This window comes from Castellaniella sp. WN (assembly GCF_054457555.1).
In genome coordinates this window covers 1,070,396-1,083,125 of sequence record NZ_JBTKZC010000001.1, presented here as the reverse complement: position 1 = coordinate 1,083,125, position 12,730 = coordinate 1,070,396, and the positions used below count along the sequence as shown (strand labels likewise).

The following is a 12,730-nucleotide window of genomic DNA, read 5'->3' as shown; positions in this document are numbered from 1 at the left end:
GAGCCCAAGATGCAACGCTTTTTCCCCGCCCTGGTCGGTCTGGTCGTGCTGGTCGCGGTGCTGTCCTCGTGCATGTTCGTGGTGCGCGAGCGTGATTCCGCGCTCCTGTTCGCCTTGGGCGAAGTCCGTGAAACCATCACCAAGCCGGGGCTGTACTTCAAGTTCCCGCCGCCCTTCGAGAACGTCGTCTACCTCGACAAGCGGCTGCAGACCATCGAGACGCGCGATCCGGAGCGCATCCAGACCGCCGAAAAGAAGAACCTGCTGATCGACTCCTTCGTCAAGTGGCGCATCGCCGACCCGCGTCAGTACTACGTCACCTTCGGCGCCAACAGCAACGCGGCGGTCGAGCGCCTTCAGGCGCAGATCCGCGACGCCCTGAACGCCGCCGTCAACGTGCGCACGGTCAAGCAGGTCGTCTCCAGCGACCGCGACACCATCATGAAGGAAATCCAGACCGCCGTGGCGCGTCGCGCCCAGCCGCTGGGCGTGGACGTGGTCGATGTGCGCCTGCGGCGCATCGACTTCGCGCCGGAAATCTCCGAATCCGTCTACCGGCGGATGGAGGCCGAGCGCAAGCAGGAAGCCAACCGCTTGCGGGCCAGCGGCGCGGCCGACAGCGAGCGCATCCGTGCCGAGGCCGATCGCAAGCGCCAGGAAGTCCTGGCCAGGGCCTACGCCGAATCCCAGGCCAAGCGCGGCGAGGGCGACGCCACCGCGGCCGCCATCTACGCCAAGTCCTACGGCCAGGACCCCGAGTTCTACAGCTTCTACAAGAGCCTCGACGCGTACCGCTCGGCCTTCGCCGACCGCAGCGGCACCCTGGTCCTGAGCCCGGATTCGGACTTCTTCCGTTTCTGGGACCGCGCCCGGGGCGGCAAGTCCGCCGCGCAGCCCGCCGCGCGCTGAACGAGGGCCGACAGACCATGATGTCAAGCTGGCTGCTGCCGGAAAACCTGTCGGACGTCCTGCCCGCCGAGGCGCGCCGCATCGAGGAATTGCGCCGCGAACTGCTGGACCTGTACCGGACCTACGGCTTCGAACTGGTCGCGCCGCCGATGGTGGAATATCTGGACTCGCTGATGCCGGCCGGCGACGAGGCCCTGCGCCTGCGCACCTGCAAGCTGGTGGACCAGCTCTCGGGCCTGACCATGGGCGTGCGCGCCGACATCACCATCCAGGTCTCGCGCATCGACGCCCACCTGCTCAACCGCGAGGGCGTCACCCGGCTGTGCTATTGCGGGCCGGTGGTGCACGCGCGGGCGGCCGGCCTGCTGTCCGACCGCGAGCTGCTGCAGATCGGCGCCGAAATCTTCGGCCACGCGGGCGTGCAGGCCGATATCGAATCGATCCGCCTGGCGCTGGAGTCCGTGCGCCGCGCCGGCGTGCGCCAGCCGCGTCTGGACCTGAACCATCCCGGGGTGGGGCGGGCGCTGGTGGATGCCGATCAGGCCCTGGCAGAAGCCGCGGACGAGGTCTTCGCGCTGCTCAGCGCCAAGGACGCTCCCGGCCTGGAAGCCCTGTGCGCCGAATGCGGCGCGCGCGCCGACAGCCTGGACGCGCTGCGAGTTCTGACCACCTTGTATGGCGACCTCTCGGTGCTGGATCGAGCTCGAGAATGCCTGCCCGGCCTGCCGGCCCTGCTGGCCGCCCTGGACGACCTGCGCACCCTGTGCGCGGCCCTGCCCGACGCGCCGATCGCGCTGGACCTGGCGGATATGGGCGGGGGCTACGGCTACCATTCCGGGGTCATGTTCGCCATCTATGCGGCAGGCTGGCACGACGCCCTGGTGCGCGGTGGCCGCTACGACGGCATCGGGCGCAAGTTCGGCCGCGCCCGTCCGGCCACCGGCTTCAGCCTGGACTTGCGCAAGCTGTCCGCGGGCCTGCCCGATGCGCAGCCCATCCAGGCCATCCGTGCGCCCTGGTCCGACGATCCCGCCCTGGCCCGGGCCATCCGCGCGCTGCGGGAGCAGGGGCGCGTCGTGATCCAGGCGTTGCCTGGAGAACCCCAGTGCCCGGACGAATTCTTCGTGGACCAGGAATTGGTCGCCATCGGCGACAGCTGGGCGCTGCGTCCCCTGGACGGCGCCGCCTGAAGGCGGGATCGCCGGGCATTGTCACCGATGGTATAAACTAACCTGTTTCCCATGGCGGCATCCGGCTGCCTTTCGAAAAGCTTATGAGCAAGAACATCGTCGTGATCGGCACCCAGTGGGGTGACGAAGGCAAGGGCAAGATCGTCGACTGGCTGGCAGAGTCGGCCCAGGGCGTCGTGCGCTTCCAGGGCGGCCACAACGCCGGCCATACCCTGTGGATCAACGGCCGCAAGACCATCCTGCGCCTGATCCCGTCGGGCATCATGCACCCGCATGTCACCTGCTACATCGGCAACGGCGTGGTGCTCTCGCCCGAGGCGCTGCTGGCCGAGATCGGCGAGCTGGAAGCCGCCGGCCTGGACGTGCGCTCGCGCCTGCAGATCTCCGCCGCCTGCCCGCTGATCCTGCCGTATCACGTGGCGCTGGACCAGGCCCGAGAGGCCCGCAAGGGCGAGGGCAAGATCGGCACCACGGGCCGGGGCATCGGCCCCGCCTACGAGGACAAGGTCGCGCGCCGCGCCCTGCGCGTCCAGGATCTGTACGATCCGGCCGTGTTCGACGAAAAGCTCGCCGAAGTCCTGGACTACCACAATTTCGTGCTGACGCAGTATCTGGGCGCCAAGCCGGTGGACGCCGCCCGGGTGCGCGATCTGGTCATGGGCCTGGCGCCGCAGCTCGAGCCCATGGTGGCCGATGTTTCCAGCAATCTGCACGTCGCGCGCCGCGCCGGCCACAACCTGCTTTTCGAAGGCGCCCAGGGCACGCTGCTGGACATCGACCATGGCACCTATCCCTTCGTCACCAGCAGCAACTGCGTGGCGGGTGCCGCGTCGGCCGGCTCGGGCGTCGGCCCGCAGGCCCTGGATTACGTTCTGGGCATCGCCAAGGCCTACACCACGCGCGTCGGCTCGGGTCCGTTTCCGACCGAACTGCTGGACGACACCGGCCTGCGCCTGGCCACGGTGGGCAAGGAATTCGGCTCGGTCACGGGGCGTCCGCGTCGCTGCGGCTGGTTCGACGGCGCGGCCATGAAGCGCTCGGTCATGATCAACGGCCTGACGGGCCTGTGCATCACCAAACTGGACGTGCTCGACGGTGTCGAGCAGATCAAGATCGGCGTGGGCTATCGCTACAAGGGCAAGTTCCTGGATGTCCTGCCCTACGGCGCCCATGCCGCCGCCGAAGCGGAACCCGTGCTGGAGGAAATGGCTGGCTGGTCGGAATCCACGGTGGGCATCACCGAGTACGACAAGCTGCCGGTCAACGCACGCCGCTACCTGGAACGCATCGCCGAGGTCTGCGACGTGCCGATCGACATGGTCTCGACCGGTCCCGATCGGCTGGAAACCATCGTCCTGCGCAATCCCCTGCAGGGTTGATGCGCCGGGAAAAAAACCGAAACCGCAAGTCCGCTTGCGGTTTTTTCATTCTTCTTCACTCGAACGGGAAACACCGATGAGCATGCCACCGAGCACGGAGCGCGACCTCTGGGTCAGCTGGGAACAATACCATGGCCTGATCGAACGCCTGGCCCTGCAAGTCCATGAATCGGGTTGGGCCTTCGACAAGATCCTCTGTCTGGCGCGCGGCGGCGTGCGGGTGGGCGACGTGCTGTCGCGCATCTTCGACCTGCCGCTGGGCATCCTGGCGACCAGCAGCTACCGCGAGGCGGCGGGCACGGTCCAGGGCCAGCTCGACATCGCCCAGTTCATCACGATCACGCGCGGCACGCTGGACGGCCGGGTGCTGCTGGTGGACGACATGGTGGATACCGGCCTGACCTTCACCCGGGTGCGCGACCACCTGGTCAGGCAGTTTCTCGGCATCACCGAATTGCGCACGGCCGTACTCTGGCAGAAGGGCCATGCCCAGGTCCAGCCAGATTACTTCGTCGAGCACCTGCCCACCAATCCCTGGATCCACCAGCCCTTCGAGGACTACGACAGCCTGCGGCCGCATCAGCTGGAATCCTGGATCCGCAAGGGTGTGCGCACGGCGTATCCGGACTCGAAGTGACCGGAAAGCGGAAGCGGCCGCCTCGCGCGGCGGACCCCGCCGGGGTGTTGTCGGCATGGCCACATCCCTGGATTCATGCTAGAATCCTTCGTCTAACCAGGAATTTTCCTTTAATTTAACCATGAGCGCACCGGAATCGATTTTCCGACGTTCATGAACTTTACAGGCTTTCAAGGATTTACATGCCGATTGTCCGCCTCAAAGAAAACGAGCCCTTCGAGGCTGCCCTGCGGCGCTTCAAGCGCACCATCGAAAAGACCGGTCTCCTGACCGAGCTGCGTTCGCGCGAGTTTTATGAAAAGCCCACGGCCGAGCGCAAGCGCAAGCGTGCCGCCGCCGTCAAGCGCCACTACAAGCGCATCCGCAGCCAACAACTGCCGCCGCGACTCTATTGATTGATTCCTGATTCCTTCATTCAGGAACTGCTCGCGCGCGTCGATATCGTCGATGTCGTCGGCCGATACGTCAAGCTGCGCAAAGGGGGCGCAAACCTGCTGGGTTTGTGCCCTTTTCACAATGAAAAGACGCCGTCGTTCACCGTCAGCCCGACCAAGCAGTTCTACCATTGCTTCGGCTGCGGCGCGCACGGGACCGCGCTGCGGTTTCTGACCGAGCACACCGGGGCGCCGTTTCCCGAGGCCGTGCGCAGCCTCGCGGCCAGCGTCGGCATGACCGTGCCGGAAGAACCCCGCAGCCCCCGCCAGCGCGCCGCCGACCGCGAGCGCCGCGAGGAAGGCTCGCGCCAGCAGCGTATCCTGGACCAGGCCCAGGCCCACTATCGCGCCGCCCTGAAGCAGGCCCCAGAAGCCATCGAATATCTCAAGCGCCGGGGCCTGAGCGGCGAGATCGCCGCCCGCTTCGGCCTGGGCTGGGCCAGCCACGACCGTCGCGGACTGGCGATGGTCTTCACGCACTACGAGGATCCCGCCCTGCTGGAATCGGGGCTGGTGATCGAGTCCGAGGACGGCCGGCGCCACGACCGCTTCCGCGGCCGGGTCATGTTCCCGATCCACAACCAGCGCGGCCAGTTGATCGGCTTCGGCGGCCGGCTGATCGAGTCGGGCGAACCCAAGTACCTGAATTCTCCCGAGACCGGCCTGTTTTCCAAGGGAAACGAGCTCTATGGCCTGCACGAGGCGCGCGCCGGCATCCGCGCCGAGGGCTGTGTGCTGGTGGTCGAGGGTTACATGGACGTGGTGGCTCTGGCCCAGTACGGGTTGAACAACGCCGTGGCGACGCTGGGCACGTCCACCACGCCGGAACACCTGCGCAAGCTGCGCCGCGCCAGCGACCGCATCGTCTTCAGCTTCGACGGCGACGGCGCCGGACGCAAGGCCGCCTGGCGCGCCCTGCAGGCCTGCCTGCCCTGGGTGGCCGAAGACGTCTCGATGCGCTTCCTGTTCCTGCCGGAAGGCCATGATCCGGATTCCTACGTGCGGGCCTACGGTGTCCAGGCCTTGCGCGCCTGTCTTGACGAGGCAATCCCCCTGTCGCGTTTCATGCTCGACGAACTGGCCTCGCGCCACGATCTGGACGAGGCCGAGGGCCGGGCCGCCTGTGTGCACGAGGCCCGGCCGCTGTTCGCGCAGATGCCCGAGGGCGGGTTCCGCCTGCAGCTGGAACGCGAATTCGCCCGCCGGGTCCGCCTGACGCCAGAGGAACTGGCGCAACTCCTGGCCACCGGTCCGGCGGCCGGAGCCGGGCAGTCCGTCGGGGCGGGGCGGCCGGCGGCGCAGGGCGGGGCGGTGGGACCCGGTCCCGCGCGGCTTTCCTCCCCGGAAAGCCGCTACGCGCCGGAACCGGAAGGCGCTCCGTGGCCGGGCGGCGAAGACCCGGGTGCGGGCCTGGAACCGGATGCCATGCCGCCCTGGCTGAGCGACCCGCCGCCGCGTGCGTCGCGCGAGTCCGGCCGGACACCGCGCCGGGGCGGCAGGTCGCGGCAGGTCACGCCCATGGCGCGGCGGCTGCTGCGGCTGCTGTTGGCGCATCCCTCCCTGGTATCCGGGCTGGGGGATCAGCAACTTGAATTGCTCGCCCATCATCCCCATCTGGATCTGGTGAGGCAACTGATCGGCCTGGCCAGCGCCTGCGGAGCCGCGCACGCGGGGGCGCTGCTGCAGGCGGCCGATCCGGAGTCGGATCTCGCTCGGGCGATCCAGGATCTGTCCACCGAACTGATGGCGCAGGATCTGCCCGATCCGCAAGCCGAATGGGACGATGCGCTGAGGGCCATCGAGCGTCAGGCGGTGCAGGAACAGTGCGATCGGCTGATCGAGTCGGGGCTGGCGACGGTGGAAGACCGCCGCCGCTATCAGGAGCTCAGCCGCCGGTTGGCCCGGCTGAAGGCCGGAGCGGGATGATTCTTCCTCGCAAGTGCAGTAAACTATATGGTTTTCAATAAGTTGTCGCGTATCGCGGTGCAATCCTACGGAATCCACACATGACCCAAGGAACTGGCAAGGCCTCTGCGGTGGCCAAAAAGATGGCCGCCCAAAAAACGGCTGCCAAGAAAACCAAGGCGGCGGGCGTCGCGCCCGAAGCCGAGGTGAAGTCGGCCAGGGTGGCTGCGGAGCCGGAAGCCGTCGCGGCGAAGAAGACCGTCCGCAAGGTGGCGGTCGAAAAGGCGGCTGAAAAGCCCGCGGCCTCCAGGAAGGCCGCCGCGGACAAGCCGCGTGCCGCCAGGGCCGTGCCCTCCGGGCGCAAGCCCGGCCGTCCGGCAAAGAATGCCGGCGGCGACGGCGGCGACTATGTGGACGACGACGCCGAGGACGGCGAGGTCATCCCCGATCTCAAGCCCCTGCCCAAGCGCGGCGGCAAGCGCGCCAAGGGCGAAAAGGACAGTCCGTCGCGCAGTCAGATGACGCCCGAGGAACAGGAAGCCCGGCGCAACCGCCTGAAGATCCTGATCAAGCTCGGCAAGGACCGCGGCTACCTGACCTACGGCGAGATCAACGACCACCTGCCCGACGACCTGGTCGACGCCGAGGCCATCGATGGCATCATCAGCACCTTCAGCGACATGGGGATCTCGGTCTACGATCAGGCCCCGGACGCCGAGACCCTGCTGATGAGCGACAACGTGCCCACGGCCGCCAGCGACGACGACGTCGAGGACGAGGCCGAGGCCGCCCTGACCACCGTGGATTCGGACTTCGGCCGCACCACCGATCCGGTGCGCATGTACATGCGCGAGATGGGCACGGTCGAACTTCTCACCCGCGAAGGCGAAATCGAGATCGCCAAGCGCATCGAGGACGGCCTGAAGCACATGGTCATGGCCATCGCGGCCTGCCCGACCACGGTCAACGAGATCCTGGAGCATGTGCGCCGCGTGCGCGAGGGCTCCGCCCAGATCGACGAGGTCGTGGACGGCCTGATCGACGAGGAAGGCGAGGACTACGCCGGTTCGGGCGTGGCCTCGGACGAGGACGACGGTCCGGCCGGCGGCATGAGCAGCAAGCAGCTGGAATACCTGCGCGCCAAGGCCCTCAAGATCTTCGACGAGGTCGAGACCTGGTTCGACAAGATGCGCGTGGCCTTCGAGTCCGAAGGCTACCGCTCCGCCGCCTACGTCCAGGCGCGCGAGGCCATCCACGCCCAGCTGACGGGTGTGCGCTTCACCGCCAAGATGGTCGAGCGCCTGGCCGACGCCCTGCGCGCCCAGGTCGCGGAAGTCCGCGCCCAGGAACGCGCCGCCATGTCGATCTGCGTGACCCGCGCCGGCATGCCGCGCAACCACTTCATCAAGGCCTTCCCCGGCAACGAGACCAACCTCGACTGGGTGGACGAGGAAGTCGCGGCCGGCCACGCCTATTCCGCGACTCTGGCGCGCCACGCCCCGGCGATCCAGGAAATCCAGCAGAAGCTGATCGAGCTGCAGCGCAACGTGGTGCTGCCCCTGAAGGACCTGAAGGACGTCAACAAGCGCATGGCCACCGGCGAGGCCAAGGCCCGCAAGGCCAAGCGCGAGATGACCGAGGCCAACCTGCGTCTGGTGATCTCCATCGCCAAGAAGTACACCAACCGCGGCCTGCAGTTCCTGGATCTGATCCAGGAAGGCAACATCGGCCTGATGAAGGCCGTGGACAAGTTCGAGTATCGGCGCGGCTACAAGTTCTCCACCTACGCCACGTGGTGGATCCGGCAGGCCATCACCCGTTCGATCGCCGACCAGGCGCGCACCATCCGCATCCCGGTGCACATGATCGAGACGATCAACAAGATGAACCGGATCAACCGCCAGATCCTGCAGGAAACCGGCGCAGAGCCGGATCCCGCCACTCTGGCGCAGAAGATGGACATGCCGGAAGACAAGGTCCGCAAGATCCTGAAGATCGCCAAGGAACCGATCTCGATGGAAACTCCCATCGGCGACGACGACGATTCCCACCTGGGCGATTTCATCGAGGACACCGGCACCGTCTCGCCCTCGGACTCGGCGCTGCATGGTTCCATGCGCGACGTCGTCAAGGAAGTCCTGGATTCGCTCACCCCCCGCGAGGCCAAGGTCCTGCGCATGCGCTTCGGCATCGAGATGAGCACCGACCAGACCCTGGAGGAAGTCGGCAAGCAGTTCGACGTCACCCGCGAGCGTATCCGGCAGATCGAGGCCAAGGCCCTGCGCAAATTGCGCCATCCCAGCCGTGCGGACAAGTTGAAGAGCTTCCTCGAAGGGCAGTAGCAGCAAGCCAGCTTTTTTGTCGCGGGGCGGCCCTCTTTGCCGCGGGGCCGTTCCAAGGCGAAAAGCGCCCCGCGCGGGGGGCAGCAAGCAGCCGCGGACTGCGCAGCGCGGGGGCCGCTTTCGAGCGGCCCCGTTTCATTTCAGCTTGCGGTACAGCGTGCTGCGGTGGATGCCCAGGCGGCGCGCGGCGCGGCTGATGTTGCCCTGGCAGGCGCGCAGGGCCTGTTCGATGGCCTGCCGTTCCAGCGAGCGCAGGCCCGCGCCGGATCCGGAATCGCCGCAGGAGTCGTAGTTCGGCGGTGATGCCGTGTCCGTCCGGAACGCCGATTCTGCTCCGGCCGCCGTCATGGCGGGAGCGATCGGGCCGTTTCCGGATGGCCTGGCGGAAACACAGTCCGTCGGCGCGATATCCCCGGGCAGGTCGCCGGCCACGACGGGCGCGGGTCCCGGATGCTGGCAGCGCAGCCGGCGCAGCACACTGAAGAGTTCCCGATAGTTGCCCGGCCAGTCGTGGCGGACCAGCACGGCCAGCGCGTCGCCGGTCAGGCGGCCCCCCAGCGCCTGGTAGGCGCCTTCGACGAAGGCCGCCAGGTCGGGCCGTGCGCGCAGCGGCGGCAGATGCAGCGGCATGTCCTGCAGGCGGTAGTACAGGTCGGCGCGAAAACGCCCCTGGGCCACCAGCGTCTTCAGATCCTGGTGGCTGGCGCTGACCAGGCCGAATTCCAGGGACACGCGCTTGTCCGACCCCAGGGGCTGGACCTCGCGTTCCTGCAGGACCCGCAGCAGCCGGGTCTGCAACGCCAGCGGCATGTCGCCGATCTCGTCCAGGAACAGCACGCCGCCCTGCGCCTGCCGCAGCAGGCCGCGCGCGCCTTCGCGCCGCGCGCCGGTGAAGGCGCCAGGCTCGTAGCCGAAGAGTTCGGATTCGACCAGGTGTTCGGGCAGGGCGGCGCAGTTGATGGCGACGAAGGGGCCGGCGCGCCAGGCGCTGCGGGCGTGGATGTGGCGCGACAGGACTTCCTTGCCCGTGCCGGTCTCGCCGCACAGCAGGACGGCCAGGCCCGCGTCCAGGGCGAGCACGGCCTGATCCAGCAGGGGACTGCTGACGGCGTCGGGCTCGGGCAGGGGGCGGGCTTCCGGGCGGGCGGCGGCTGGAACCATGGGCCGCGGGACCGGCGGAACCGATACGGGACGCGCCGGCGTGCGCGGCGGGACGATCAGGCGGCCGGTCAGGGGCTGGCCGTCGTGGCGATGCAACGGCGCGTCGCGGGTATGCAGCGGCCCGTCGATCCATTGCGCGCAGGGCGTGCCGATCAGGTGGCCCCAGTCCGCGTCCAGCGCCCGCAGGGCGGCCTCGTTGGCGCCGGCGATGCGGGTGTCGTCATCCAGCAGCAGGAGGGCGTGGCCGTCGTCCTCCAGCCCCCGGCCCAGGCGGAAATCCAGCCGGCGCAGCGGGCTCTCGCACAGGATCCGGTCGGCGATGCCGCGCGCCATGCGCTGCACCAGGGCCAGCACGTAGTCGCGCATGTCGTCGGCCGGGCTTGACAGATCGAGGATCCCCAGAATTTCGCCCATGGCCGAGAAAATGGGCGCGGCATGGCAACTGAGGATGCTGTTGCAGGTCAGGAAATGCTCCGCGCCGTGGATGCGCACGGCGCGGCCGTCGTGCAGGGCCGTGCCGATGGCGTTGGTGCCGCGCAGGGGCTCGGCCCAGCTGACGCCGGGCTGCAGCGCCACGCGGCGTGCTTTGTCCTGGAAGCTGCGGCTGCCGCGTTCGTGCAGGATCAGGCCGCTGGGGTCGGCCAGCAGCACGACGCTGTGCGCTGAATCCGCCAGCGCGCCCAGCGCGTCGAGGCTGGGCTCGGCCAGGAGCAGCAGGTGCCGGTGGGTTTCGCGGCGGATGTCCAGGTCCGCGCGGGGCAGGGGATTGGGGTCGGTCAGCAGGGCGGGGTCCAGGTCGGCGCAGCGTGCCCAGGACTGGTGGATCCGCGGCGCGGCCTGGGGGCGGGCGCCCGGCGCCAGATGGATCGTGGGCGGTGTCTGCATGGCGTCCTCCCGGGGATGTCGCGGATGCTGTCGCGGTCCGCGACAAAGACTGTCGCTGTTTACGGCGAGAGTTGTCGCAAAATGCGACAAGCTCATGTTTTAAAAGGCGATTCGCATCCAGTATGCCACCGTCCCGCGGCCTTTGAAAGCGCCGGCCGGAGAACCGCGAGAGACTGGCCGGGGCGGCTTTTCGCCGATGCTCCGGTGGCCCCGTCCCTGGCGCTTCCGGTGCGCTCGGCGCGGGCTGGCATGGTCTTTGCTTTGACTGAAGGGAGCACCGTCGCGCGCCGCGGCGGCGCGCCTGGGGCCCCGCCCGCCCGGGGGCCGGCCCGCTACCAAGGAGACAGACATGGACATGACCGACCTGAAGCACTTTGGCATCGATATCGGCTTTCCCTACAAGAAGCACTATGAAAATTACATCGGCGGGCGCTGGGTGGCGCCGGTCGGAGGGCAGTACTTCGATAACCTGTCGCCGATCACCGGGCAGGTGTTCTGCGAAGTCCCGCGCTCGGATGCCGCCGACGTCGAGGCCGCCCTGGACGCCGCCCACGCGGCGCGCAAGGCCTGGGGAGAGACCTCGGTGACGGAGCGCGCCGGCGTGCTGCTGCGCATCGCCGACCGCATGGAGCAGAACCTGCGCCTGCTGGCGGTGGCCGAGACCATCGACAACGGCAAGCCGCTGCGCGAGACCATGGCGGCCGACCTGCCGCTGGCCGTCGATCACCTGCGCTATTTTGCCGGCTGCATCCGCGCCCAGGAAGGCGGGATCTCGGAAATCGACAAGACCACGGTGGCCTATCATTTTCACGAACCCATGGGCGTCGTGGGGCAGATCATCCCCTGGAACTTCCCCCTGCTGATGGCCGCCTGGAAACTCGGTCCGGCCCTGGCCGCGGGCAACTGCGTGGTGCTCAAGCCCGCCGAGCAGACCCCGGCCTCGATCCTGGTGCTGATGGAACTGATCGGCGACCTGCTGCCCCCGGGCGTGCTCAACATCGTCAACGGTTTCGGCAAGGAGGCCGGCGCAGCGCTCGCGTCCAGCAAGCGTATTGCCAAGATCGCCTTCACCGGCTCGACGCCGACCGGCAAGCACATCCTGCGCGCGGCCGCCGACAACCTGATCCCCAGCACGGTGGAACTGGGCGGCAAAAGCCCCAATATCTTCTTCGCCAACGTGATGGATCAGGGCGACGCCTTCTTCGACAAGGCCCTGGAAGGCCTGAGCATGTTCGCCCTGAACCAGGGCGAGGTCTGCACCTGCCCCTCGCGCATCCTGATTCAGGAATCGATCTACGAGCGCTTCATCGAGCGCGCCATCAAGCGGGTCGAATCCATGAAGACCGGCCACCCTCTGGACGCATCCACCATGCTGGGCGCCCAGGTGTCCAAGGCGCAGATGGACAAGATCCTGGGTTACATCGACATCGGTCGCGAGGAAGGCGCCCGCTGCCTGACGGGCGGCGCGCGCAATGTGCCCGGCGCCGGCCTGGACCAGGGCTTCTACGTCAAGCCCACGCTGCTGTTCGGCCAGAACGACATGCGCGTCTTCCAGGAGGAAATCTTTGGGCCGGTGGCCTCGGTGATGACCTTCAAGGATGAGGACGAGGCCGTCGCCATCGCCAACGACACTGACTACGGCCTGGGAGCCGGGGTGTGGACGCGCGATGGTTCGCAGGCCTACCGCGTCGGGCGCCAGATCCAGGCCGGCCGGGTCTGGACCAATTGCTACCACCTGTACCCGGCGCACGCGGCCTTCGGCGGCTATAAGCAGTCCGGCATCGGCCGCGAGACCCACAAGATGGCGCTGAACGCCTACCAGCAGACGAAGTGCCTGCTGGTCAGCTACAGCCCGGATGCGCTCGGGTTCTTCTGACGCGGACATGGC

At 67.9% G+C, this 12,730-nt stretch carries 9 protein-coding genes; 8 read left to right on the top strand and 1 reads right to left on the bottom strand.

Annotated elements, in window-relative coordinates:
- Window positions 1-9: 9 nt before the first annotated feature.
- The 7 genes from hflC to rpoD all read left to right on the top strand — a co-directional run bounded on the left by hflC (window position 10) and on the right by rpoD (window position 8,796).
- The gene (gene hflC, locus ACTPOE_RS04950; RefSeq protein WP_458871106.1) at window positions 10-909 is read left to right on the top strand and encodes a protease modulator HflC; all 900 of its coding nucleotides are present in this window, start codon (window positions 10-12) and stop codon (window positions 907-909) included.
- Between the two features lie 20 nt (window positions 910-929).
- Window positions 930-2,099, top strand: a complete 1,170-nt coding sequence (locus ACTPOE_RS04945; RefSeq protein WP_458872763.1) for an ATP phosphoribosyltransferase regulatory subunit — start codon at window positions 930-932, stop codon at window positions 2,097-2,099.
- 83 nt (window positions 2,100-2,182) lie between these two features.
- Window positions 2,183-3,478, top strand: coding sequence for an adenylosuccinate synthase (locus ACTPOE_RS04940; protein ID WP_458871105.1), 1,296 nt, complete (start codon window positions 2,183-2,185; stop codon window positions 3,476-3,478).
- Between the two features lie 76 nt (window positions 3,479-3,554).
- A complete protein-coding gene (locus ACTPOE_RS04935) occupies window positions 3,555-4,115 on the top strand; it encodes a phosphoribosyltransferase (RefSeq protein WP_458871104.1) in 561 nt (186 codons plus the stop codon).
- Between the two features lie 182 nt (window positions 4,116-4,297).
- Window positions 4,298-4,510, top strand: coding sequence for a 30S ribosomal protein S21 (gene rpsU, locus ACTPOE_RS04930; RefSeq protein WP_043681943.1), 213 nt, complete (start codon window positions 4,298-4,300; stop codon window positions 4,508-4,510).
- Window positions 4,511-6,475: a DNA primase gene (dnaG, locus tag ACTPOE_RS04925; protein WP_458871103.1), complete on the top strand. Its 1,965-nt coding sequence runs from the start codon at window positions 4,511-4,513 to the stop codon at window positions 6,473-6,475.
- Window positions 6,476-6,555: 80 nt separating this feature from the next.
- Complete coding sequence (gene rpoD, locus ACTPOE_RS04920) at window positions 6,556-8,796, top strand: RNA polymerase sigma factor RpoD (RefSeq protein WP_458871102.1); 2,241 nt, start codon at window positions 6,556-6,558, stop codon at window positions 8,794-8,796.
- A 135-nt stretch (window positions 8,797-8,931) separates the two neighbouring features.
- Here rpoD and ACTPOE_RS04915 read toward each other — a convergent pair whose 3' ends face one another.
- Window positions 8,932-10,842, bottom strand: a complete 1,911-nt coding sequence (locus ACTPOE_RS04915; protein ID WP_458871101.1) for a sigma-54-dependent Fis family transcriptional regulator — start codon at window positions 10,840-10,842, stop codon at window positions 8,932-8,934.
- Window positions 10,843-11,191: 349 nt separating this feature from the next.
- On the opposite strand from ACTPOE_RS04915, the gene exaC reads away from it, so the two are divergent.
- The gene (gene exaC, locus ACTPOE_RS04910) at window positions 11,192-12,718 is read left to right on the top strand and encodes an acetaldehyde dehydrogenase ExaC (protein ID WP_458871100.1); all 1,527 of its coding nucleotides are present in this window, start codon (window positions 11,192-11,194) and stop codon (window positions 12,716-12,718) included.
- Window positions 12,719-12,730 lie beyond the last annotated feature (12 nt).